Origin of the sequence: Microbacterium sp. LWH12-1.2 (assembly GCF_040675825.1) — a bacterium.
Taxonomy (GTDB): domain Bacteria; phylum Actinomycetota; class Actinomycetes; order Actinomycetales; family Microbacteriaceae; genus Microbacterium.
Genome location: NZ_JBEGIJ010000001.1, coordinates 3,716,839 through 3,738,812 on the forward strand (window position 1 = coordinate 3,716,839; position 21,974 = coordinate 3,738,812).

Annotated in this window: 24 protein-coding genes and 1 riboswitch; of the genes, 14 read left to right on the forward strand and 10 right to left on the reverse strand. The window is 67.2% G+C overall.

What is annotated here, in order from left to right; all coding sequences use genetic code 11:
- Positions 1-8 precede the first annotated feature (8 nt).
- Genes MRBLWH12_RS17640 through MRBLWH12_RS17650 form a run of 3 tightly spaced genes read right to left on the reverse strand, consistent with a single transcriptional unit; the run spans position 9 to position 2,657 of the window.
- Complete coding sequence (locus MRBLWH12_RS17640; RefSeq protein WP_363551046.1) at positions 9-344, reverse strand: cupin domain-containing protein; 336 nt, start codon at positions 342-344, stop codon at positions 9-11.
- A gap of 28 nt (positions 345-372) precedes the next feature.
- Positions 373-1,185 (reverse strand): MoaF C-terminal domain-containing protein, encoded by an 813-nt coding sequence (locus MRBLWH12_RS17645; protein ID WP_363551048.1) that lies wholly within the window; start codon positions 1,183-1,185, stop codon positions 373-375.
- Positions 1,186-1,229: 44 nt separating this feature from the next.
- A complete protein-coding gene (locus MRBLWH12_RS17650) occupies positions 1,230-2,657 on the reverse strand; it encodes an APC family permease (RefSeq protein WP_363551050.1) in 1,428 nt (475 codons plus the stop codon).
- 117 nt (positions 2,658-2,774) lie between these two features.
- Between MRBLWH12_RS17650 and MRBLWH12_RS17655 the strand changes: the two genes are divergently transcribed.
- Positions 2,775-3,365, forward strand: coding sequence for a TetR/AcrR family transcriptional regulator (locus MRBLWH12_RS17655; RefSeq protein ID WP_363551052.1), 591 nt, complete (start codon positions 2,775-2,777; stop codon positions 3,363-3,365).
- Here MRBLWH12_RS17655 and MRBLWH12_RS17660 read toward each other — a convergent pair.
- On the reverse strand, positions 3,280-4,275 hold the full coding sequence (locus MRBLWH12_RS17660) for a LysR family transcriptional regulator (RefSeq protein WP_363551053.1): 996 nt from the start codon (positions 4,273-4,275) through the stop codon (positions 3,280-3,282). The genes MRBLWH12_RS17655 and MRBLWH12_RS17660 overlap by 86 nt on opposite strands.
- A gap of 148 nt (positions 4,276-4,423) precedes the next feature.
- Here MRBLWH12_RS17660 and MRBLWH12_RS17665 point away from each other — a divergent pair, with 148 nt between their 5' ends.
- Genes MRBLWH12_RS17665 through MRBLWH12_RS17675 form a run of 3 tightly spaced genes read left to right on the forward strand, consistent with a single transcriptional unit; the run spans position 4,424 to position 8,017 of the window.
- A complete protein-coding gene (locus MRBLWH12_RS17665) occupies positions 4,424-5,578 on the forward strand; it encodes a tyramine oxidase subunit B (protein WP_363551055.1) in 1,155 nt (384 codons plus the stop codon).
- Positions 5,579-5,580: 2 nt separating this feature from the next.
- Positions 5,581-6,774: an FAD-dependent oxidoreductase gene (locus tag MRBLWH12_RS17670; protein ID WP_363551057.1), complete on the forward strand. Its 1,194-nt coding sequence runs from the start codon at positions 5,581-5,583 to the stop codon at positions 6,772-6,774.
- A 1-nt stretch (position 6,775) separates the two neighbouring features.
- Entirely contained in the window at positions 6,776-8,017 is a 1,242-nt protein-coding gene (locus MRBLWH12_RS17675) for an allantoate amidohydrolase (protein ID WP_363551059.1), read from the forward strand.
- Between the two features lie 132 nt (positions 8,018-8,149).
- On the opposite strand, the gene MRBLWH12_RS17680 is transcribed toward MRBLWH12_RS17675, so the two are convergent.
- Positions 8,150-9,112, reverse strand: a complete 963-nt coding sequence (locus MRBLWH12_RS17680; RefSeq protein WP_363551061.1) for a helix-turn-helix transcriptional regulator — start codon at positions 9,110-9,112, stop codon at positions 8,150-8,152.
- 108 nt (positions 9,113-9,220) lie between these two features.
- Between MRBLWH12_RS17680 and MRBLWH12_RS17685 the strand changes: the two genes are divergently transcribed.
- Positions 9,221-10,171 carry an alpha/beta fold hydrolase gene (locus MRBLWH12_RS17685; RefSeq protein ID WP_363551063.1) on the forward strand — a complete coding sequence of 317 codons (951 nt, stop codon included), beginning with the start codon at positions 9,221-9,223 and terminating at the stop codon, positions 10,169-10,171.
- A 214-nt stretch (positions 10,172-10,385) separates the two neighbouring features.
- Here MRBLWH12_RS17685 and MRBLWH12_RS17690 read toward each other — a convergent pair whose 3' ends face one another.
- Both MRBLWH12_RS17690 and MRBLWH12_RS17695 read right to left on the reverse strand, forming a co-directional pair.
- Positions 10,386-10,859: a DUF6326 family protein gene (locus tag MRBLWH12_RS17690; RefSeq protein WP_363551065.1), complete on the reverse strand. Its 474-nt coding sequence runs from the start codon at positions 10,857-10,859 to the stop codon at positions 10,386-10,388.
- Entirely contained in the window at positions 10,856-11,881 is a 1,026-nt protein-coding gene (locus MRBLWH12_RS17695) for an NAD(P)-dependent alcohol dehydrogenase (protein ID WP_363551067.1), read from the reverse strand. The genes MRBLWH12_RS17690 and MRBLWH12_RS17695 overlap by 4 nt, the downstream gene beginning before the upstream one ends.
- A 131-nt stretch (positions 11,882-12,012) precedes the next feature.
- Here MRBLWH12_RS17695 and MRBLWH12_RS17700 point away from each other — a divergent pair, with 131 nt between their 5' ends.
- The 3 genes from MRBLWH12_RS17700 to MRBLWH12_RS17710 are packed head-to-tail and all read left to right on the forward strand — an operon-like array spanning position 12,013 to position 14,499.
- Positions 12,013-12,705, forward strand: a complete 693-nt coding sequence (locus MRBLWH12_RS17700; RefSeq protein WP_363551069.1) for a DUF2306 domain-containing protein — start codon at positions 12,013-12,015, stop codon at positions 12,703-12,705.
- A 4-nt stretch (positions 12,706-12,709) separates the two neighbouring features.
- The gene (locus MRBLWH12_RS17705) at positions 12,710-13,825 is read left to right on the forward strand and encodes a sensor histidine kinase (RefSeq protein WP_363551071.1); all 1,116 of its coding nucleotides are present in this window, start codon (positions 12,710-12,712) and stop codon (positions 13,823-13,825) included.
- Positions 13,822-14,499, forward strand: coding sequence for a response regulator transcription factor (locus MRBLWH12_RS17710; protein WP_363551073.1), 678 nt, complete (start codon positions 13,822-13,824; stop codon positions 14,497-14,499). Before MRBLWH12_RS17705 ends, MRBLWH12_RS17710 begins: the two co-directional genes overlap by 4 nt.
- Positions 14,500-14,579: 80 nt before the next feature.
- Here the strand turns inward: MRBLWH12_RS17710 and MRBLWH12_RS17715 are convergent, their stop codons facing one another.
- Entirely contained in the window at positions 14,580-14,981 is a 402-nt protein-coding gene (locus MRBLWH12_RS17715) for a nuclear transport factor 2 family protein (RefSeq protein WP_363551075.1), read from the reverse strand.
- A gap of 82 nt (positions 14,982-15,063) precedes the next feature.
- Here MRBLWH12_RS17715 and MRBLWH12_RS17720 point away from each other — a divergent pair, with 82 nt between their 5' ends.
- The gene (locus MRBLWH12_RS17720; protein ID WP_341975938.1) at positions 15,064-15,465 is read left to right on the forward strand and encodes a winged helix-turn-helix transcriptional regulator; all 402 of its coding nucleotides are present in this window, start codon (positions 15,064-15,066) and stop codon (positions 15,463-15,465) included.
- Between the two features lie 58 nt (positions 15,466-15,523).
- Here MRBLWH12_RS17720 and MRBLWH12_RS17725 read toward each other — a convergent pair whose 3' ends face one another.
- Positions 15,524-16,066 carry a putative immunity protein gene (locus MRBLWH12_RS17725; protein WP_363551077.1) on the reverse strand — a complete coding sequence of 181 codons (543 nt, stop codon included), beginning with the start codon at positions 16,064-16,066 and terminating at the stop codon, positions 15,524-15,526.
- 59 nt (positions 16,067-16,125) lie between these two features.
- Positions 16,126-16,233: riboswitch (TPP riboswitch) on the forward strand.
- Between MRBLWH12_RS17725 and thiC the strand changes: the two genes are divergently transcribed.
- A complete protein-coding gene (gene thiC / locus MRBLWH12_RS17730) occupies positions 16,227-17,996 on the forward strand; it encodes a phosphomethylpyrimidine synthase ThiC (RefSeq protein WP_363551079.1) in 1,770 nt (589 codons plus the stop codon). Its footprint overlaps the riboswitch before it by 7 nt.
- A gap of 7 nt (positions 17,997-18,003) precedes the next feature.
- Here the strand turns inward: thiC and thiE are convergent, their stop codons facing one another.
- On the reverse strand, positions 18,004-18,642 hold the full coding sequence (gene thiE / locus MRBLWH12_RS17735; protein WP_363551081.1) for a thiamine phosphate synthase: 639 nt from the start codon (positions 18,640-18,642) through the stop codon (positions 18,004-18,006).
- A 15-nt stretch (positions 18,643-18,657) separates the two neighbouring features.
- On the opposite strand from thiE, the gene thiO reads away from it, so the two are divergent.
- From thiO to MRBLWH12_RS17755, 4 genes are read left to right on the forward strand one after another with little or no spacing between them, the layout of a single operon-like run.
- Positions 18,658-19,782, forward strand: a complete 1,125-nt coding sequence (thiO, locus tag MRBLWH12_RS17740) for a glycine oxidase ThiO (RefSeq protein WP_363551083.1) — start codon at positions 18,658-18,660, stop codon at positions 19,780-19,782.
- Positions 19,779-20,018 carry a sulfur carrier protein ThiS gene (gene thiS, locus MRBLWH12_RS17745; protein WP_363551085.1) on the forward strand — a complete coding sequence of 80 codons (240 nt, stop codon included), beginning with the start codon at positions 19,779-19,781 and terminating at the stop codon, positions 20,016-20,018. Before thiO ends, thiS begins: the two co-directional genes overlap by 4 nt.
- Positions 20,019-20,070: 52 nt before the next feature.
- Positions 20,071-20,787: a thiazole synthase gene (locus tag MRBLWH12_RS17750; protein WP_414685048.1), complete on the forward strand. Its 717-nt coding sequence runs from the start codon at positions 20,071-20,073 to the stop codon at positions 20,785-20,787.
- Positions 20,784-21,971 carry a ThiF family adenylyltransferase gene (locus MRBLWH12_RS17755; RefSeq protein ID WP_363551089.1) on the forward strand — a complete coding sequence of 396 codons (1,188 nt, stop codon included), beginning with the start codon at positions 20,784-20,786 and terminating at the stop codon, positions 21,969-21,971. The genes MRBLWH12_RS17750 and MRBLWH12_RS17755 overlap by 4 nt, the downstream gene beginning before the upstream one ends.
- Positions 21,972-21,974: the final 3 nt, after the last annotated feature.

Consider the following 21,974-nt stretch of genomic DNA (forward strand, 5'->3'; position numbering starts at 1 on the left):
CCGGGCCTTCAGGAGTAGACGAAGAACTCGACGGTCGGTGCGAGCACGGTCCAGAGGGCGGCTGTGTCCTTGTTGAAGGTCGCGACGGATCCGGCGGTCAGTTCGAATGCGTCGCCGTTCTCCGGCTCGATGCGCAGATGGCCCTCGATGATGTACACCGTCTCGTCGGCATGTCCGACGACTCGCATCGGACCGGGAGTCTCCTCGGGTGTGATGAACCAGAATCCGGACGCAAGCGCCTCGCGGTCTCCTTCTCCCGGTCGGCGGGTCCACTGGACCGTCCCCACCTCGAACGGCTCGGCCGCGGATCGGTCAAATCTGGCATTGCTGGTGAAGTCGGACATCGTCGTGCCTTTCTGATCCGTGAGCGGATCAGTCGTTCGGGTAAGTGGTCTCGTTGAGGATCGTGAAACGGCTGTCGAAGGGAATGTGGACGATGCTCTGTGTGGAGTTCTCCCAGCAGAACATCCGACCGATTGAGCGCTGCTCGTGCAGATCGACGACGAGGAAGCTCTCCACGGGCATCACGCTCTCCTTCCAGTAGAAGATGACGAGCCCGTTGGCCAGCTCGAAGGTCTTCGTCTGGTCGACGTCGGCGAGTCCGGATTCTGCACCGGAGATGCAATGCCAGACGAACGTTCCTCCGTTGAGGTAGATGTGCTCGTATCGTTCCGATTCGCTGTACCGGTAATAGATGCGCTTGCCGACGAGTTCGTCGCTGCTCCGACGTGGCTCTATCTCGCCCATCCCGTCGATGCGCCCGGAGAAGAAGAGCGTGTCGGTGCGTCCCGAACCGTCGGTGAGCGTGATGCCGCTCTCCGCGGCCGTGACCCTGCCGTCGGCGAGGTCGATCACGAAGGTGATCGCTCGGGTTTCCGCGTCTGCGCCCTCGACCACATCGATGATCTGGATTCCCGGGCGCACCTCCACGGCGCGGTAGGAGAGTATGCCGGATGAGCCGGCACCCGGTCCGGTGAGGACCGTCCTCGTGAGTTCGTGCGCGGAGCGGAACTCGTGCCGGATCGTCCGGCCATCATCGAAGCGGATGTCGATGGTGTGACCCGCCAGCGCTTCGCTGGCGGGCAGGCTCGGCTCGCCGAAGCCGTCGATCATCGCGGAGACGTCGGGCCAGTCATCCTGGGCGATGAAGCCCTGCGCATGGGCCTTCGAGTCGGTGGAGTTCACTGTGGGGGTTCCTTTCGGGGCGAGGATGTCGGGGCGTGCGATCGTCAGGCGATCGCGACGACCTTGAAGTCGATGTCTTTGCGGAAGCTCGGGATGATGAACCCGATGACGAAGGCGAGGGGAATGAGCCAGAGCATCGCCTTCGCGATGGTGCCGTCGCCGAACAGGAGGACATCGAAGTTCGACAGTGCGATCACCAGCACGGCGCCGTTCAACAGGAGTGCGAGGGCCGGAGCGAACTTGGTGCTCCAGAAGCCCGTCTCAAGCCGCTCGCGGATGAAGAAGGCAAGGATGGCGACGGAGGCGAGCGTCATCATCGTGATGAACCCGATGGTCCCCAGTGCGACGAACCAGGCGTAGATGACGACGATGGGGTCGGCCCCGGCGGCGAAGAAGATCGCGAGGACGACCACGCAGACGGCGGCATCCACCAGAGCGGCGACGTGGGGTGCCCGCTTGACCCGGGAGACCCGCGCGAAGATCTGCGGGAGGACCCGCGCACGTCCCAGGGCGAAGCAGTAGCGGGCGAACATGTTCTGCACGCCGATCAGCATCGCGAGGAAGCTCGTCAGGACCAGGATTTGCAGCACCAGCGAGAGCCAGGGGCCCACGGCGCGCGAGGCGAGATCGAAGATGACGCCGGAAAGATTGTCGGCCGAGGCCTGCTGCACGTTGTCGGCGCCGAGCCCGTAGCTCACGGCCCAGGTGGCGAGGGTGTAGTAGACCGCGACGAAGCCGATGACCACGAACAGGGCGATCGGGATCGTGCGGCGTGGGTTCCTCGCTTCCTCGGCGAAGACCGTGGTCGCCTCGAACGTCGTGAAGCAGGTGAACACGAACAGACCGGCGACGCCGACCCCCGGGTTCGCCAGCACCGCAGGGCTGAAGCTCACCAGAGACGCGTCTTGCCCGGGGAAGGCGATCAGGATGCCGACGATGAGCACCGCCACGACGATCACCTCGAGCGCGATGATGACGCCGAGGACCCTCATGTTGAGGTCGACGCCGCGGATGACCAGCACCGTCGTGATGGCGATCGCCAGCATCACCCACACCCAGACGGGCACGTCGAGTCCGGCGCTCGCTGCCAACTGTTGCGCGAAGACTCCGAACTGGGCGACGAGTCCGATCTGCAGGGCGAGATAAGTCACCACGACGATGCCGGCGGATCCCGTGGCTGCACGCGACCCGAGCCCGCGCGCGATGTAGGCGACGAAGCCTCCGGCATTGGTGATGTGGCGGCTCATCTTCAAGTACCCGACGGCGAACACAGCGATGATCGCGGCGACGATGATGTAGACGGCCGGTGCGCCACTGCCGACGAGGGAGAAGACGACAGGGGCGGCGCCGACGAAGGCGGCCATGGGCGCCGCCGCGGCGATGACGAAGAAGGCGACGCCGACGACGCCGAGACTGTTGCGTTTGAGTGCTGTGGTCTGCTCGGCGGGCGATTCGGTGCTGGTCGACGCCATGGCGTTCTCCTTTGAACAAGGCGGATGATGAAGCCATTTGAGCAGGTGCTGAATTCAATGTCAAGCATTTGCTCAATTCCTGTGTCCGAAGGTGGTCCGGGAAGGTAAGGTGCCAACATGACCGACGAACCGCAGCGCATCAAGTACGGCACGGGCCGGGAGGCTCTCATCGAAGCAGCGGTCCGTGTCGTCGCCCGCCACGGCCTTCACGGCATGACGTTCCGCAAGGTCGCGCAGGAGGCCGGGGTCAACAACTCTCTGGTCGCCCACCACTTCGGATCGCTGTCATCGCTGGCTTCGGCTGCCCTCGCGTGGTCTGCGACGACGGCTATGAACGATTCGCATCTCGCCGGGTTCCTCGAATCGGCCGAGGACTACAGGTCGGCACTGTGGTCCACTCTCAGCGAAGAGAAAGACCTGCACGTCTATCAGTTCGAGATGATCCTCGAGGCCAGCCGCGACGAAGCGATCCGGAGCCACATCATCGCCATGTATGACCAGTACACGTCCGAAGTCTCACGCAGCATGTTCGGCGACTCGGTCAACGACGATGAGCACGCTCTTGCGCGCGCCGTCTTCGCGGCACTCGACGGGCTCGTGCTGCAGTTCGTCAGCGGCGCCATCAATCGAGAGCAGGTCGACTCCTCTGTGGCTGCTCTGTGGAAGCTTGCGGCCCTGGCGAGTGCTTCGAGCTCCGCAAGCCGTTGAGCACGCCTGACGACGCGGCCGCCTCTCGAAGGCACTCGATGAATGCGGTTCCGCGCGCGTCACCGGTCGCTCTTGTCTGCCGCACGGCAAGCAGACGTGTCTTCGGGGCGCCGGCGAGGGGGACGACGGCGATGGATGCCGGAATGAGCTGACGGACGGACTCGGGCAGGATGCTCGCGCCGATGCCGGCCGCGACGAACCCCAGCGCGGTCTCCTGGTGGACGACTTCCTCGACCACGTTCATGGCGTGAGCGGCAGTGGAGAGTGCATCTGTGACGCGATCGACGAAGCCGGGCATGAGGGAACGAGGGTAGGAGATCATCGGCACGTCGACGATCTGGTCGACGGTCACCTCGGTGCATTGCGCGAGCGTATGCCCGATCGGCAGACAGGCGACGAGGCGTTCCTCGAACACCACCTCCGCGGTGAGGGGGATCGACGAAGCGTGATCGGACGAGGGATCCTCGTCGCGTACGATCCCGACGTCCAGTGCCCCGTCTCGCAAGCGCTCCAGCTGCTCGCCCGAGGTGAGAGGAACGAGCGTGAGTGCGATCTTCGCGCTTCTCGACCGGAACAGCTGGACGACGTCGGGAAGCACGGTGTAACTCGCCGAGCTGACGAATCCCACGCTGAGTTGGCCCGTGAGTCCATCCACATAGTCACGCATGTCGGCGCGCACGGTGTCGACCTCGTCGAGGATCCTGCGCGCACGCTCCTGCAGGTGACGTCCGGCCGGCGTGAGTTGTACGCGCCGAGTGCTGCGGTCGAAGAGGGAGATGCCGACCTCGCGCTCGAGGCGTCCGACCTGAACGCTGAGCGGCGGCTGCGACATGTGGAGCTTCTGCGCCGCCCGGCCGAAGTGGAGCTCATCAGCGACGGCCATGAAGTAGCGCAGCTGACGGAGTTCCATGGCGGGAACGATACGGGTTTCGTATTACCGCCTTGTTTCCGGAGGATTGCGAGCGAGACGCTATCAATCGGGCGTGGAAACGGTATTTGACCTGGGGTTGTCAACACCTGTTCTCTGGTCATCACGCACCCGACATGGAGGACTCGACATGACTACTGACAGCGCGCCCCGCACCCGCATCGACATGCTCTACCTCAGCGAGCCTGAGGTCATCGCAGCTGGGATGAAGGACATGGCTCGCTGCATGGAGGTGATGGAGGAGGTGCTGATCCTCGTCGCGAAGGGCGATTACCGGATGGCCGGTAGCTCGGCGAATTCGCACGGCGCACAGATCGGGTTCCCTGAGAGCTCGCCCTTCCCGGGCATGCCGCTCGATGCCGCCGATCGCCGCTTCATGGCGATGCCCGGGTACCTCGGCGGGCGCTTCGACACCGCCGGGGTCAAATGGTACGGCTCGAACATCGATAACCGCGAGAAGGGCCTTCCTCGATCCATCCATCTGATCGTCCTGAACGACAAGGAGACCGGGGCTCCTTTCGCGATCATGTCCGGCAATCTCGAAAGCGCCTACCGAACGGCCGCCGTCCCCGGTGCGGCCGCGAAGAAGCTCGCGCCGGTGAACGCGAAGTCCCTGGGCATCATCGGCCCGGGCGCGATGAACAAGAGCGCGCTGCACGCCATGACGACGGCGAGGCCCACGCTCGACACCATCCGCATCAACGGCCGACGCCGCTCGACGTCGGATGCGTTCGCCGACTATGTGCGCGAGCACTATCCGCAGTTCACGACGATCGAGATCGCCGAGACCGTCGAGGCCGCCGTGCGGGAATCCGACATCGTCTCCGAGGCTGTGACCGGGCTCGTCGGCTCGGAGAACTACCCCTACATCGACGGTGATTGGATCAAGCCGGGTGCGTTCCTCAGCCTGCCGGCGAACCTGCGCATGGACAAGGAGTACACGCTCTCGGGCAAAGCGCGACTCATCGCCGACGCCAAGAAGATCTACGAGGCGTGGGCCGAGGAGTACCCGGCCCCGTCGCACGAGACCGCGTTCGGCATGATCGGCCTCTATTGGCAGGACCTGATCGAAGCGGGTGAACTCGACGAGTCGCGCGTCGTGAACATCGGCGACGTGTTCGAGGGCACCGTACCGGGGCGCGAGTTCGACGAGCAGCCGGTGCTGTTCAGCGTCGGCGGCATGGGCGTGGAAGACGTCGCCTGGGCGAAGACGGTCTACGAGAACGCCGTCGCTCAGGGGATCGGCACGAAGCTGAACCTCTGGGACGCGCCGGACCTGGCCTGACCGTGGGAGAGAGAGGCGAGGAAGCAGTCGCCGAGACTGCGAGCTATGCCATCATCGGTGCCGGTCTGAGCGGAGCATCCGTTGCGTGGCGTCTGGCCCAGTCGGGCGCCGAGGTGATCCTGCTCGAGCGTGATGTGCCGGCATCCCACCTCGGCAGCTCTCACGGGTCCGCGCGTATCTTCCGCTACGCCTACCACGACCCGTTCTACGTCGATCTGGTCGTGCAGGCGCAGCGCGGCTGGGCAGAACTCGAAGCGGCGAGCGGTGCTCAGGTGATCACCCCGAGTGGAGCGCTCGACTGCGGCATCGTGCGCGACCCACGGGGACTCGCCGACGCCCTCGACATGAACGACATCGAACACGAGCTCCTCACTGCCGGAGACGCCAAGGCGCGATGGTCGCAGCTGAATTTCGACAGCGACGTACTGTGGCACCCTTCGGCCGGCACCATCGATGCCGAGCTCGCCGTCGAGACGATGGTGGCCCTCGCCCGCGCCGCGGGTGCCGAAGTGCGCCTGGGCTGGGAGGCCACATCGGTGCGCCATGCGGAATCCGGCTACCTGGTCACCTCGACGAACGGCGACACGGTGCATGCCGAGCAGGTCGTCGTCGCCGCCGGCGGCTGGCTGCCTGCTCTGCTCGGCGGACTCGACCTGCCCGGCGGATTCGCGGATGCACTGCCGCAGTTCGAGGTCCGGCAGGAGAACGCGTTCCACTTCCTGTACCGCGACGCCAGGGACTGCGGAGTCACACCTCCGGGGGCCGCCACCTCGTGGCCGACTTTCATCTACAAGGGCGAAGACATCCAGACCTACAGTCTGCCCGGCGGACGCGACGCGCAGTTCCGCGGCCAGAAGGTCGCAGAATACAACGGCGGACGCGTGATCCCGTCGGCGCGCGATCAAGACGGCCGGATAGATCCCGCGAACCGGGGACGCGTCGTCGACTTCGTCGAACGCTTCACACCCGGGCTGCTGACGACTCCCTATGCCGAATCCACGTGCCTGTTCACGAACGTGCCGCGAGACGACATGATCATCGACCGTGTCGACGGCATCACGATCCTCTCGCCATGCTCAGGGCAAGGCGCGAAGTTCGCTCCTCTCCTCGGTGAGCTCGTCCTCGACCTGGTGTCCGGTTCGCAGCGCGCCTCCGATCGGTTCCGTGCCGTCGGCCAGCGGTTCGCGGGGGTGTGACGTGGGATCGACGACACACGCCGACGCCAACGCCCTCCTGACCGAGATCCTCGGCATCGGCGTGGACACGGAGCGCGGCGGCTACTCCCGTCCGGTCTTCTCGCTCGCCGAAATGGAACTGCGAGCGTGGTTCACGGCTCGCGCCGAAGAACGCGGGCTGACCGTGGAGACCGACGGCAACGGCATCATCTGGGCCTGGTGGGAGGTGGAGGGCGCACAGGACTCCGGGCGACGCCGAGACGTGATCGTCACCGGTTCACACCTGGACTCCGTGCCCGGCGGCGGCAACTTCGACGGCCCTCTGGGTGTCGCGAGCGCTCTTGCTGCGGTCGATCTGCTTCGGGACCGCGGCGTGACACCGGTGCGTCCGCTCGCCGTCGCCGTGTTCCCCGAAGAGGAGGGATCGCGGTTCGGCATCGCCTGCTTGGGCTCCCGATTGCTCGCCGGGGTCGTGGAGCCGGATCGGGTTCGCGCCCTGGTCGACGACTCAGGGCACTCCTTCGCCGAGGCTTCCTCGGCTGCCGGACTCGATCCCGCGCTCATCGGTCCTGACCCCGCACGTCTTGCGGACATCGCAGCATTCGTCGAACTGCATGTCGAACAGGGACGCGGGCTCATCGATCTCGCGCGGCCGGTCGCGCTCGCAGGCGCGATCATCGCGCACGGCCGGTGGCACGTGAGGATCGAAGGACGAGGGGACCATGCCGGTGCCACGAGGATGACCGACAGACAGGATCCCGTGGTCGTCGCCGCTGAGGCGATCCGAAGCCTGCGTGAGCAGACACTGGCAGTCGACGATGCTCGCGGAACCGTCGGGCGAGTGAAGGTCACTCCCGGGGGCACGAACGTCATCGCCTCCTCGGTCGACCTGTGGATGGACGTGCGACATCGCGATGACAACGCAGTGAGCCGCATCGTCGATGCCGTGACGACGATGACCGAAAAGGCAGCGGACGCAGAAGGATGCAGCGTCACCGTGGCCGAGCAGTCGTTCTCACCGACCGTGGAGTTCGACTTGGTACTGCGCGATCGCCTGCAGGCCGTGCTCCCTGATGCTCCGATTCTCGACACCGGAGCCGGCCACGACGCCGGGGTGCTCGCCGAGATCATCCCCACTGGAATGCTCTTCGTCCGCAACCCCACCGGAGCCTCGCACACCCCCGCCGAGACCGCCGAACCCGACGATGTCACTGCCGGAGTGGAGGCCCTCGCGGACGTCCTGCAAGACCTCCTCACTCGCTGAACGACCAGACCCTTCAGGCGCGAATGCACCACAAAACGAGATCGACAGGGATATCACCTCGCAGGTGAACGCCGGATGGATGCTGACCGCCACCGTCGCCGTGACGCTCATGCTGCCCGGACTCGCGCTTTACTACGGCCCGGCGAGGTGAGTGGTGAGTCGTTCGATGGTGCCCGAGAGCTCGGCTGGCTCGATGACAGTCACTGGAGCGGCGAGCGCTATCTCGGCAACCGTCATCGCGAGCCGTCCGAGGTCTTCGCTGCGGATTCGGACGACGCAGTGTTCTGCGTGCTCCTCCCTCAGGGTGTGGTCGGCCCACCGAAGGACGCCCTCAATCTCTGCGAACGGTCTGTGGATGACGATCGTCGCATCGTGTTCGCGGGCAGTGAGGCCGATCGAACTCGCGACGAAGTCGGCCGCGTCTCCACCGGGAATCGTGCGGAGTGTGAAATGACTGCCGACCGGTCGCGGCTCCTGGATCCGGTCGAGTCGGAATGTTCTCCAATCGCGTCGGTCTTCGTCCCACGCCACGAGATACCAACGACGCCCGGCTGTGACGAGCTGATGCGGCTCGACATGCCGCCTGCTGCTCTCGCCCTGGCTTCGCCGGTAACCGAAACGCACGTACTCATGGTCGCGGCATGCCGCGGCGAACACGCTCAGCGACTCTGGATGGATGACGTCGTCAACGGCCGTCCGCCGCAGTGATGCGACACTCGAATGCAGCGCCGACACGCGTCGACGGAGCCGGTGAGGCAGGAGTGCCTCGATCTTCACCAGCGCGCGCAGCGACGTCTCCTCGATCCCGCTGACGGCGGCTTCGGCGGCGTAGCGCAACCCGATCGCCACCGCGATGGCCTCCTCGTCGTCGAGGACCAGGGGCGGTATGTGGGACCCCGCCGCGAGCCGGTAGCCGCCGTACTTTCCCGAGATGGAATCGACCGGGTAGCCGAGCTCGCGAAGACGGTCGAGGTCCCGGCGTACCGTTCGTTCGGTCACTCCGAGCCGAGTCGCAAGTTCGGCACAGGGCCAGAAGCGGTGGGTCTGCAGAAGCGACAACAGCTGCAGGGCTCTGCCCGCGGAATCCGTTCGCATGATCTCAGCTTGCCAAGGATCTAGGACATCCGGTGTCCAGAATGCTTCGTACGTTCGGAGCGCAGCCGATCCGCAACGCGATCTGGCGCGAACCTCAGAGGAGCATCCGTGAACCCGTCCGATTTCCCCGACCCCACCCTCATCTCCGTCAACGCCGTCGAACTCGAAGTCTTCGAGGCCGGGCGAGAGAATGCCGGGAACCCCATCGTGCTGTGCCACGGATGGCCCGGGCATGCTTCCGTCTGGCGGCATCAGGTGCCTGCACTCGTCGCTGCGGGGTACCACGTCATCGTCCCGAACCAGCGCGGTTACGGTAACTCCTCGCGGCCGACTGACGTGACGGCCTATGACATCGAACACCTCTCGGGCGACCTTGTCGCACTTCTCGATCACTACGGATACGACCAGGCGATCTTCGTCGGTCACGACTGGGGTGCAAGCGTCGTCTGGGGGCTGACCCTGCTGCACCCGGACCGTGTGGACAAGGTGATCAACTTGAGCCTGCCCTATCAGGAGCGCGGAGAGATTCCGTGGATCGAACTCATGGAGGCTGTGCTCGGCGGTGACTTCTACTTCGTCCACTTCAATCGGCAGCCCGGCGTCGCGGACGCCGTGTTCGATGAGAACACGTTCCAGTTCCTTCGCAACTTGTACCGGAAGAACGAACCCCCTCGGCAGCCTCAGCCGGGGATGGAGTTCATCGATCTCGCCCGAGCGGAGACACCACTCGGCGAGCCCGTCATGAGCGACGACGAACTCGCCGTTCTCGTCTCCGCTTTCGAAACCTCGGGGTTCACGGGCGGTGTGAATTGGTACAGGAACCTTGACCGCAACTGGCACCTGCTCGCCGACGTGGACCCGATCATCCACCAGCCCGCACTCATGATCTACGCCGACAGAGACATGGTCCAGAAATCCGAGACGCTTGCAGACTTCGTGCCGAACGTAGACGTCGTCAGCCTCGACTGCGGGCACTGGATCCAGCAGGAAAAGCCCACCGAACTCAACGAGGCGATCGTGAGTTGGCTGCAACAGCAGGACGCAACGCGCGACAACTAATCCACCCGCGGAGTCTCTGACGCTCGCCGCCTTTCGGTGGGATGACACGGCTACGTGCCGACATCCAAGCGAAGCGGCGACCTGGAGATCTTCAGATTTCTGACAACTCGGATGAGACAGATCGCCGACAAGTGAGACATGACACCCGCGGAATCCGCGGATGTCATGTCTCACTTGAGCCAGCGACGGACTGGCTCACACCGGACTGGGGATCTCATGGCCTGGGCTGGTCGCCACGGCCCGTCATGGGTGCGGTGCGCGGCCAGGTCCAGGCGTACCGCAGGATGACGGCGAGAAGGATCAGCTCCAGCGCGACGCCGAGGAAGTAGAAGTACATCCACGACCCTCCCAGCTCGCCGACCGCGTTGAAGGCCGCGAAGGGGACCTGAATCGAGGCCACGACGAGGTTCGCGATGCGGTTGGCCCTGGCTGGCAACGTCGTCGACAGTACGACCATGAAGATCGGAATCGCCAGGAGGGTCAGCGCGGTGATCGCCCAGGTCTGGGTGATGTCGAATTCCCAGACCACGCCGATGAGGATGTCATCGACGGTGCCGGGCTTGTAGAAGGCGAGGATGTCCACGTAGATGTACAGGAACATGAAGCTCGTCCACGCGGCGGCGAGCTTGGCCTTGACCGGTACCTGCTGCTCTTCCAGAGTCGTGGTGGTGGATCGACGTGTACTCATCGGGTGCTCCTTTTGTCGTGTGAGGTTTCGGCGTGCACGATGCGCAGCACGACATTGCCCCGCTTGCGGCCGGTGTCGACGTAGCGGTGCGCCTCGACGATGTCGGCCAGATCGAAGGACCGGTCGATGACGGCCTGGTAGCGGCCGGAGTCCGCGAGGCTGACCAGGTGCGCGAGCTCGTCAGCGCCGTGCTTGCCGACGTTCCAGGTGACGAGCTTTCCCGAGCGGCGGCTCTGCCCGCGGCTGCGCAGCATCGACCACAGGTCGCTGATGACGAGCAGGAGCGCCCCACCGGGGTTGATGGATGCCTCTACCCGGCTGAAGGGGGCGTTGCCGACGCAGTCGACGACCACGTCATACGTGCCGCCTCCCGAGGCGAAGTCCTGGCGGGTGTAGTCGATGACCCGGTCGGCGCCGAGGGAGGTGACCAGTGGTGCGTTGCCGCCGCTCGTGACGGCGGTGACATCGGCACCGAGATGCTTCGCCAGCTGGATCGCGGCTGTGCCGACCGCCCCGGATGCGCCGTTGACGAGCACCGAGGTGCCCGGCCCGATCGTGACCTGGTTGAAGAAGCCCTGCGCGGTGATGCCGCCGAACACCAGCGTCACCGCCTCCTCGAGGGTCATGGTGGCGGGCGCCCGGGTGATCGCGCCGTCAGCGGGCAGGCACACGTATTCGGCGTGACCGCCGAACGCTGCGTCCATCGAGGCGATGACCTGGTCGCCGGGGGCGAAGACGGTGACGCCAGAGCCGACCGCTGCGATGACGCCCGCGGCATCCATGCCGAGGATCGGCCGGCTGGGCCGGAACAGGCCGAGCCCGATGGCGGCGAGCATCCCGAGGCCCGAGGGGATGTCCCGAGCGCGGGCTCGGTGATCGGCGACGCTCACCGTGCTCGCGTGCACTCGGATGAGCACTTCGCCGGGCTTCGGCGAGGGGATCGGGCGTTGCTCGAGGTGAACCTCCTCGGGGGCGCCGAAGCGGCGGTATACGGCCGCGGTCATGGTCGTGTTGGTTGTCATGACTCGATGCTCGCCGTCTCGGGGAAGCGCGTCATCGGCCGGACGGCCCGGATCCGGTCGGCCGAAAGTACGGCTCTGAGTCCGTGCGGAAGGCCGATGTCCAGGGCGCTCGATCAGGCGAGCATCGAGACATGTCGCAACAGATGAAGACCACCCGCCCCCTTGCCGAGCAGAAGCGGCGGCCGAGGAGCGGATGGCTGGCCATCACCGGTCTCCTGCTGCTCAGCGTCCTACCCGTGATTGGCGGAGTGCTTCGCTTGGAGGAGGTGGGCACCGAGCCCGCAGACACAGTGCTCTCGTCGGTGCCGATCGTCGCGCACATCGCGGCGATGACCGTGTACTGCGTCCTCGGCGCATTCCAGTTCTCTCCGGCACTGCGAACTCGGCGTGGGTGGCACCGCATCGCCGGCCGTGTCCTGATTCCTGCGGGATTCATCGGGGCACTGTCGGCCGCGTGGCTCGCGATCTTCTTCGGTGGGCCGACGGACGAGCTCGCACTCGCCATGGTTCGTCTCGTCTTCGCCGGAGCGATGATGGTGTTTCTCGTGCGGGCCGTGATCGCGATCACGCGGCGCGACTTCGCTGCGCACGGAGCATGGATGACGCGCGCCTATGCGCTCGCTCTCTCTGGCAGTACCCAAGCCCTCGTGCTGGTGTTGTGGACGATCCCCCTCGGTGACGTCGACGTATACGGTGAGGCTTGGTTCGTCGCTGCGGGCTTCGTGATCAACAGCGTCGTTGCGGAGTTGCTCATCCGACGACGCCGCCGACGGTCCGGCCGACGCGTGCGCGGGGTGTCGGGCCGTGGTGCGCTTGTATCCTGACGTGGTGACCGGCCTCTTGCGTTCTGCGTGGAGTGCGCCGAGCGCGGCGCCCCCTCCGCCGCGCCGGGTCTGGCGGGATTGGGCTCTCGTGGCTCTTGTCGCCGTGCTGGCGGTGGTCGAGGGCATGTTCAGAACCGATCTGTCGCAGCCGGTCCTCATGGTGATCGTGTTGCTCGCCGTGTTGCCGACCGTGCTGTGGCGCCGCACCAAGCCGCTTCTGATGCTCGTCGTGGTGATGGTGCCGATCGACCTGCTCCTGCCCGACCCCGTCCTCTACACGAACCTCTTCGTCATGGTGATCGTGTACGCGTTGTACCGCTGGGGATCCGGTCGCGACCTCATGATCGGATCGGGCATTCTCCTCGTGAGCCTCGGGCTCACGTTCGTCCGAGGGGGAGGGCTCAACGAGCTCGTCGGCGGGTTCGCGCTGCTGCTGACGATGGCGCTGCTCGGCACCGCATTTCGCTACCGCGCAGGATCCCGCAGACGCCTCCTCGACAGCATCCGGATGCGGGAGCGTGAGCACCTCGCCCGTGACCTGCACGACACGGTCGCCCACCACGTCTCCGCCATCGCGATCCGTGCCCAGGCGGGTCTTGCGGTGGCGGCGCGAGACCCGCGCGCAGCGCAGGACGCGCTCGGCGTGATCGAGGCGGAGGCGGCCAAGACCCTGAGCGAGCTGAGGTCGATGGTGCGAGTGCTGCGGCAGGGCGAGACGGCGGAGCTCGCGCCGAGCCCGCGGCTGGACGACATCGAGCAGCTCGCCGGAACAAGGCCGGGCGGCGCGGACGTCACCGTGAAGGTCGAAGGCGACGACGGCAGCATCCCGCCGCCGGTGGCTGCTGCGGTCTTCCGCCTGGCGCAGGAGTCCGTGACCAACGCCCTCCGACACGGGCGTCAGGTCACCCGTGTCGACGTGCTCGTGGAGGCAGACGAGCGCGGGGTGCGGTTGAGCGTGACGAACGACGGAGACGTCGCCGCGTCGCCGACGCCGGGCTTCGGCATCATCGGCATGACGGAGCGCGCCGCTCTGCTCGGCGGCACCTGCCAGGTCGGCCCTGCGCCCGGCGGCGGATGGGTCGTCACCGCGGTGCTTCCTCGTGTTGGATGGGCACCATGACCATTCGCGTGCTCATCGCCGACGACCAGGAGCTCGTGCGCACAGGGCTGAGCATGATCCTCGACGCGCAACCGGACATCGAGGTCGTCGGTCAGGCAGTCGACGGCAACGAAGCGGTCGCCCTCGCCCGCAGCCTGCGACCGGACGTCTGCCTGTTCGACATCCGGATGCCCGACCTCGACGGCATCGAGGCGACCCGCGTGCTGGCAGGCCCGGGCGTGGATGACCCGATGGCGGTCGTCATCGTCACGACCTTCGACCTCGACGAGTACGTCTTCGCGGCGCTGCGGGCGGGTGCCAAGGGCTTTCTGCTCAAGGATGCAGGGTCCGAGCTGCTCGCCCAGGCGATCCGCGCTGCCGCGAGCGGGGATGCCCTGATCGCCCCCAACGTCACGGTGCGGTTGCTCGAGGCCTTCGCCGGAGCGGGGCCGGCTGCGCCGCCACCGCAGCCGATCGAGCCGCTCACCGAGCGCGAGGAACAGGTGCTCGCGAAGGTCGCTGGTGGCCTGAGCAACGGCGAGATCTCGACTGAGCTGTTCATTACCCTCAGCACGGTGAAGACGCACGTGGCGAGCCTGATGACCAAGCTCGGCGCTCGCAACCGCGTCGAGATCGCCATCTGGGCGCACCAGACAGGGCGGATGCGCGCACGAACCAACGGCGACGGCCACTGACACTGCGTGCTCTCGACCGGGGCGGCAGGCAGGGTTCAGACGGCTCGCGCCTGAACCCCACCGCATCCCGAGCGCGCGCCTCAGGCGCGTCCCCAGAATGTGTCCTCGGCCGCACCGTCCTCTGAGAACAGGTGGACCTCGACGATCTTCCCGTCACGAACGGTGAGCAGATCGACGCCGCTCATGTCCATCGATGCGTCGCTGCGCCGGCCGGTGAAGCGAACCGGAACGGCGACCAACTCGCCGTTGACCATGGCGGGCCCAGACACCGAGAGCTGGAAGGTGCCTTCGCTGACCTCCATCATGCCGCCGATCATGGCGCCGACACCGTCGATACCGGCGTGATCTCCGGAGAATCGGTTGGCTCCGGGCTGGTGCCAGACGACGTCCGGACTGATGAGGCTCATCGCGGCGGGCACGTCGCCGTTGCCGAGCGCACTGAAATAGGCATCCGCCACAGCAGCAGGTGTGTTCTCGCTCATTGCATTTCTCCTTCTATCGGTGTGATCTGACCTATGATTACATTTGGTAACCTGTTACCTCAACGTAACCAAGGACGTGATCATGGAAAGACCGGAGTGGAACGTGATGCTCGCGACGTGTCCCTCGCGGACATCGCTTGCGCGGATCGCCAACAAGTGGACGGCGATGATCGTCGTCGCCCTCAGCGGTGGGGCCCTGCGGTTCGGGGAGATCCGCGAAGCAGTCGGGGGTATCAGCGGAAAAGTCCTCGCCGACACTCTGCGAGAACTCCAGCGCGACGGGATCGTCTCCCGGACGGCGTTCGATCAGATGCCTCCGCGCGTCGACTATGCCCTCACTCCACTCGGGCGCACCCTTCAAGAGCCGCTGGCAGCACTCGGGCGGTGGGCCGAATCGCACATCGAGGAAGTCGAGGTCGCCCGCGCCGCGTACGACGATATGACGATGCCCACCGATACCGGAGCGGTGCGAACGCTGCGCTGAGGGGGCTCCGCCCAGACGGCCCGGCGAGCGAGGAGGTCGGCGCGGCGGATGCCGCCGACTACCGATCGGCGTTTCGCAGTGCGGTGTCGAGCATGCTCATGATCTGCGCGACGCGGTTCGTCCCCGGTGGCGCCGGAGGGTATCGGCGAAGGACGTCGATGAGACCGGGGCTCGCGGATTCCGCGCAGCGCCGGACAGCGAGAGCACCGGCCTCCGCATCGCCCACGCCGTCCAGCTCGGCGAGGTACGCCTCGATCGCGGTGGCGCGAAGGATGTGAGCGACCTGGTGCGCCTTGGCGATCGGATGCAGGTACGCCCCTGCCGCTGCGTCACCGGCGGCCTGCGCGGCGAGCTTCGCGCGCTCATCGGTCGATTCCTTCGCCGCACGGTGAGCGGCGAACGCCGTCGTGCGTTGCAGCATCGTGCGGGGCGCCCCGGCGGCGAACGCCCGTGCGGCATCGACGGCCGCACGAGGGCGGGGATCATCCGAGTGAACGCGTTCGAAGATCGGGAGGATCCGTGCCGCTGCTTCGGCGGCGAATCCGGCGACCACGCGGATCTCGTCCATCGCCAGCTCGAAGTCGCCGGAGGAGGAAGTCACCTGCCAACTCTAAGTGGGCGGTCGGCGCCGACTTCGTCGTCGCCCGCGTGCTAGCATCATCCCGTCCACACGGGTGCCCGAGCACGGGCTGAGATCTGGCTGAAGCTGCCTGCGACCGTAGAACCTGTCCGGGTAATGCCGGCGTAGGAAGTAGGAGCCTGTGAGCACCTTTGAAAAGGTGCGCGTTCTCGCGCACCATCACGACGAAGAACACGGCATTTCGGTGCCCGTCACCCGCATCTCGCTCGCCGATTCGCCGGATGCCTCGGCGAACGAACCGTTCGATGTCTACCGCACCGAAGGGCCGCCGTGCGAGCCGGAGGCGGGCCTTCCGCCGATGCGCGACGGCTGGATCGCCGCGCGCGGCGACACCGAGGAGTACTCGGGTCGTGCCCGCAACCTCCACGACGACGGTCGCAGCGCGACTCGACGTGGTGCAGCCTCCGCCGAGTGGCGCGGTGCGAGCCGCCCGCCGCGCCGCGGTCTCGATGGGCGCACCGTCACCCAGATGCACTACGCGCGCCACGGCGTGATCACGCCCGAGATGCGTTTCGTCGCAGTGCGCGAGGCGTGCGACGTCGAACTCGTCCGCTCCGAGGTCGCCGCGGGAAGGGCGATCATCCCGGTGAACGTGAACCACCCCGAGTCCGAGCCGATGATCATCGGACGGGCGTTCCTGGTGAAAATCAACGCGAACATCGGCAACTCCGCGGTGACGAGCTCGATCGCCGAGGAGGTCGACAAGCTGCGGTGGGCGACCAAATGGGGGGCCGACACGGTCATGGACCTGTCGACGGGCGACGACATCCACACCACCCGCGAATGGATCCTGCGCAACTCGCCGGTGCCGATCGGCACCGTACCGATCTACCAGGCTCTCGAGAAGGTCGACGGCCAGTCGCGCAGCCTGACCTGGGAGATCTTCCGCGACACCGTGATCGAGCAGTGCGAGCAGGGCGTCGACTACATGACGATCCACGCCGGCGTGCTGCTCCGCTACGTGCCGCTCACCGCGAATCGGGTGACCGGCATCGTGTCACGCGGCGGGTCGATCATGGCCGACTGGTGCCTCGCGCACCATCAGGAGAACTTCCTGTACACGCACTTCGACGAACTGTGCGAGATCTTCGCGCGGTACGACGTCGCCTTCTCGCTCGGCGACGGCCTGCGGCCGGGCTCCACCGCAGACGCCAACGATGCCGCTCAGTTCGCCGAGCTGGACACCCTCGCCGAGCTCACGGCGCGGGCATGGCAGTACGACGTGCAGGTGATGGTCGAGGGTCCCGGCCACATCCCGTTCGACCTGGTGCGCGAGAACGTCGAGCGGCAGCAGGCGCTCTGCCACGGCGCCCCGTTCTACACGCTCGGCCCGCTCGTGACCGACATCGCGCCCGGTTACGACCACATCACCTCGGCGATCGGCGCCACCGAGATCGCCCGCTATGGCACGGCGATGCTCTGCTACGTGACCCCGAAGGAGCACCTCGGGCTGCCGAACAAGGATGATGTGAAGACCGGTGTGATCACCTACAAGATCGCCGCTCACGCCGCCGACATCGCCAAGGGCCACCCCGGTGCCCGCGACCGCGACGACGCCCTGTCGAAGGCGCGGTTCGAGTTCCGCTGGCGCGACCAGTTCGCTCTGTCACTCGACCCGGATACCGCCGAGGCGTTCCACGATGAGACCCTGCCGGCAGAACCGGCGAAGACGGCTCACTTCTGCTCGATGTGCGGGCCGAAGTTCTGCTCGATGCGCATCTCGCAGGACATCCGCGACCGTTTCGGTGGCGTCGCCGAACAGACGGCGATCGCCGGGATGCAGCAGCAGGCCGAGGCCTTCCGCGAAGCCGGGGGAACCGTCTATCTGCCGGCGCCCGCGTTGCGGGATCCGGCTGACGAGAAATTGCCAGAGCCGACTCTCCGCGGCTGAGCGGATGTCACATCTCGGGCAGCCGCGCGCGCAGTTTCCGCGCGGCATCGGCGGGGTCGCCGGCCTCGGTGATCGCGCGTACGACGACGATCCGGCTCGCGCCCGCGGCGACCACTTCGTCGACCGTGTCGAGGTCGATCCCTCCGATCGCGAACCACGGCCGCGCGACACCGGCCAGGTCGGCATCGGCGGCCGCGCGTACGAGGTCGAGGCCGACGGCGGCGCGGCCGGGCTTCGTGGGCGTCGCCCACACGGGTCCGACGCAGAAGTAGTCGAGTCCGGGCTCGGCGCGGGCGGCGGCGAGCTGGTCGGCGTCGTGGGTCGACAGGCCCAGTGCGACGTCGCCGCCGAGAATGCGGCGCGCAGCCGAGCGGGGCAGGTCGCCCTGGCCGAGGTGCAGGACGGGCGTGCCGGAGACGGCCGCGATATCAGCCCGATCGTTGACGGCCCACAGTCGGCCGTGCCGCTCGGCGACCTCGCGCAGGATGCCGAGGTACTCGAGTTCCTCGGCGGCTTCGAGTGCCTTGTCGCGCAGCTGCACGATGTCGACGCCGCCGGTGTAGGCCGCATCGACGAACTCGGTGAAGTCCCCTCGATCGCGGCGGGCGTCGGTGCACAGGTAGAGCCGGGCGGAGGAGAGCAGCATGCGGCGAGTGTATCGGTGCGCTGCGATACCGTCGTGATCGGCGGGGGAGCCATCGGGCTGTCGATCGCGTGGGAGCTCGCGCGGGCGGGCCGTGACGTGCGTCTGGTCGATCCGGAACCGGCGTCGGGCGCGACGTATGCCGCAGCCGGCATGATCACGCCGATCAGCGAGCACCGCCCCACAGAGCAGTCGCTGCATGTCATAGCCCAGGAATCGGCGGCGCGGTATCCCGCCTTCCTCGCGACGATTCCGGGTAGCGGCCGGTGCGGATTCGAGGCCGCATCGACTCTGCTCCTCGCCGTCGACGACGCCGATCGGCGCAGCTTCGACGATCTCGCCGCACTCCAACCGGGCGCGATCGAGGTGCTCACCCTCCGCGAAGCGCGACGCCTCGAACCCCTCCTCGGTCCGCGGACGACCGCGGTCCGTCGCGTGCGCGAGCATCGCATCGACCCCCGCGCCCTCGCCACCGCTCTGCTCGCCGCCCTCGGAGATCGCATCGTGCGCACCGTGGTGCGCGGCATCCTGCACGAAGACCCGAACGATCCGATGTCGCCCGCGATCGGCGTGCGCCTCGATGACGCCGTGATCACGGCGCGAGAGGTCGTCGTCGCGAACGGCCTCGCCGCCGGCCGCCTCGACGGGATGCCGTTCGTGCCGCAGCTGCGCCCGGTGTACGGCGACATCCTGCGCCTGGGCGTTCCCGATCGGCTGCGCCCGCTGCTCGACTGCACCGTTCGCGCTCGCGTGCACGGTGCGTCGGTGTACCTCCTGCCGCGTGTTGACGGCACCGTCGTGCTCGGTGCCACGCAACGCGAACACGGCGGGCCGGCAGTGTCGGCGGGAGGCGTCTACGAACTGCTGCGCGACGCCGCTGCGGTGGTGCCTGCCGTGGCCGAACTCGAGTTGCTCGAGGTCACGGCGCGGGCCCGGCCGACGACTCCGGACAACGCGCCCCTGCTCGGACGCGCGGCACCGGGGCTGATCATCGCCACCGGCTTCGGGCGCCATGGCGTCATGCTCGCGCCCATCGCGGCCGAGGCCGTGGCCTCGCTCATCTCGGGCGTCGCCCCGCCCGGCATCGCCCCTTTCCGACCCGACCGCTTCACCGCATCCCCCGTACCCCTGGAGGTCTCATGATCGACGTTCGCCTGAACGGCGCTCCCGCCCGCATCGCACCAGACGCCACTGTCGCCGACGTCGTCACCGACCTCACCGGCCGTGCCATCGGAGCCGACGGCCGGGCAGTCGACGGCGAATCGCTGGGCCTCGCCGTCGCGGTCAACGCGGCCATCGTGAGGCGAGGCAGCTGGACCGCGACGGTCTTGAGCACCGGCGACGAGATCGAAGTGCTCACGGCGGTGCAGGGTGGCTGAGCGGGAGGACCCGTTCGAGGTCGCCGGAGTCCGCTTCACCTCACGGCTGATCATGGGCACGGGCGGGGCCGAGAGCCTTGCCGATCTCGGGGCCGCACTCACCGCTTCTGGCACCGAGCTCACCACCGTCGCGGTGCGTCGCTACTCGCCGGAGGCGGGCACTCTCTACTCGATGATCGCCGAGCGCGGCATCCGCCTGCTCCCCAACACCGCTGGCTGCTTCACTGCCCGCGAAGCGGTTCTCGTGGCCGAGCTCGCGCGCGAGGCGTTCGAGACGGACTGGGTGAAGCTCGAGGTCATCGCCGACGAAGACACCTTGCTGCCGGATGCCGTGGAGCTGGTGGATGCGACGGAACAGCTCGTGCAACGCGGCTTCACGGTGTTCGCCTATACGAACGACGATCCGGCTCTCGCGCTGCGACTGGAGCATCTGGGGGCGGCAGCGGTGATGCCGCTCGGGGCCCCGATCGGGACCGGACTCGGCATCCTCAACCCGCACAACATCGAACTGATCGTCTCCCGTGCATCGGTACCTGTCGTGCTCGACGCCGGCGTTGGCACCGCCTCGGATGCGGCGCTGGCGATGGAACTCGGCTGCGATGCGGTGCTGCTCGCCAGCGCCGTCACCCGCGCGATCGACCCGGTCGGGATGGCCCAGGCGTTCCAGCACGCCGTCATCGCCGGGCGCCTCGCCGCGCGGTCCGGCCGGATTCCACGCCGCGAGCATGCCCTGGCTTCCTCGTCGATGGCGGGACGGCCCGACCTGTGAACCCCACGCATCACGGGCCGCCGCATCCGCTGGTCGAACCCGCCGGCCCCCTCGACGCGGACGCCCGTGCCCGCTATGCGCGCCAGCTCGCTCTGCCGGGCATCGGCGAAGCGGGGCAACGCCGACTCGCGGCGGCCCGGGTGCTCGTCGTCGGGGCTGGCGGGCTCGGCACTCCGGTGCTCGCTGCGCTCGCCGCGGCAGGTGTGGGAGCCATCGGCGTCATCGACGACGACACCGTCGAGATCAGCAACCTGCATCGGCAGTTGCTGCACGGGATGTCGGATCTGGGCCGGTTGAAGACCACGTCGGCGAGCGACGCGCTGCAGGAGATCAATCCCGGGGTCGCCGTGCGTGAGCACCGCGAGCGCCTCACCGTCGCGAACGCCGAGACGATCCTCGCCGGCTACGACCTCGTCATCGACGGCTCCGACAACTTCGCCACGCGCTACCTCGTCGCCGACATCGCCGAGCGTCTCGGCATGCCGGTCGTGTGGGGTGCCGTGCTCGGATACTCCGGTCAGGTCAGTGTGTTCTGGCCTCCGTACGGCCCGGGGTACCGAGACCTGCATCCGGACACTCCGAGCGACGCGGCGACCTGCGCGACCGGCGGCGTGCTCGGGATGGTTTGTCACGCCATCGGGGCGGTGATGGCGGCGGAGGCGGTCAAGCTCATCACCGGGACAGGCCGCACCCTGCTCGGACGGCTGCTGCAGTTCGATGCTCTGGATACGACCTGGCGCACGTTCACCCTGTCGCCGGATCCGGATCGGATCGCGCCGGACACAACCGCTGAGAGGGCCGAGTGCAGGACGGATGCCGCGGCATCCGCGTCGACGAGGCCGGTCGTCCCGATCGTGATGCCGTCGGTTCTCGCTCGCGAGCTCGCCAGGGGAGAAGCGCTCGTCGTCATCGACGTGCGTGAGGCCGCAGAGACCACGGGGGCGCTGCCGGTCGCATTGCGCATTCCGCTCGGCTTCATCGCGACCGCTCCGCAACTCCACGAGCTCGCTCCATCGACCCGCATCGTCACCGTGTGCGCCTCTGGAGTGCGTGCCGCGCGAGCGGGGTCTCTGCTCGCTGAGCGCGGTTTCCGCGACATCCGCTCATTGGCCGGTGCCGTCGGAGCCGTCGTCGACGCGGCAGCGCGGCTGCGCGGCGACCCGACGAACGTCTTCGTCGAGTGAGGG

What these genes read in the sequence shown, in the direction of transcription:
- MRBLWH12_RS17640 (WP_363551046.1), bottom strand. Translation starts at nt 344, where the DNA reads ATGTCCGACTTCACCAGCAATGCCAGATTTGACCGATCCGCGGCCGAG.
- MRBLWH12_RS17650 (WP_363551050.1), bottom strand. Translation starts at nt 2,657, where the DNA reads ATGGCGTCGACCAGCACCGAATCGCCCGCCGAGCAGACCACAGCACTC.
- MRBLWH12_RS17655 (WP_363551052.1), top strand. Translation starts at nt 2,775, where the DNA reads ATGACCGACGAACCGCAGCGCATCAAGTACGGCACGGGCCGGGAGGCT.
- MRBLWH12_RS17660 (WP_363551053.1), bottom strand. Translation starts at nt 4,275, where the DNA reads ATGGAACTCCGTCAGCTGCGCTACTTCATGGCCGTCGCTGATGAGCTC.
- MRBLWH12_RS17665 (WP_363551055.1), top strand. Translation starts at nt 4,424, where the DNA reads ATGACTACTGACAGCGCGCCCCGCACCCGCATCGACATGCTCTACCTC.
- MRBLWH12_RS17680 (WP_363551061.1), bottom strand. Translation starts at nt 9,112, where the DNA reads ATGCGAACGGATTCCGCGGGCAGAGCCCTGCAGCTGTTGTCGCTTCTG.
- MRBLWH12_RS17690 (WP_363551065.1), bottom strand. Translation starts at nt 10,859, where the DNA reads ATGAGTACACGTCGATCCACCACCACGACTCTGGAAGAGCAGCAGGTA.
- MRBLWH12_RS17695 (WP_363551067.1), bottom strand. Translation starts at nt 11,881, where the DNA reads ATGACAACCAACACGACCATGACCGCGGCCGTATACCGCCGCTTCGGC.
- MRBLWH12_RS17700 (WP_363551069.1), top strand. Translation starts at nt 12,013, where the DNA reads ATGTCGCAACAGATGAAGACCACCCGCCCCCTTGCCGAGCAGAAGCGG.
- MRBLWH12_RS17710 (WP_363551073.1), top strand. Translation starts at nt 13,822, where the DNA reads ATGACCATTCGCGTGCTCATCGCCGACGACCAGGAGCTCGTGCGCACA.
- MRBLWH12_RS17715 (WP_363551075.1), bottom strand. Translation starts at nt 14,981, where the DNA reads ATGAGCGAGAACACACCTGCTGCTGTGGCGGATGCCTATTTCAGTGCG.
- MRBLWH12_RS17720 (WP_341975938.1), top strand. Translation starts at nt 15,064, where the DNA reads ATGGAAAGACCGGAGTGGAACGTGATGCTCGCGACGTGTCCCTCGCGG.
- thiE (WP_363551081.1), bottom strand. Translation starts at nt 18,642, where the DNA reads ATGCTGCTCTCCTCCGCCCGGCTCTACCTGTGCACCGACGCCCGCCGC.
- thiS (WP_363551085.1), top strand. Translation starts at nt 19,779, where the DNA reads ATGATCGACGTTCGCCTGAACGGCGCTCCCGCCCGCATCGCACCAGAC.
- MRBLWH12_RS17750 (WP_414685048.1), top strand. Translation starts at nt 20,071, where the DNA reads ATGGGCACGGGCGGGGCCGAGAGCCTTGCCGATCTCGGGGCCGCACTC.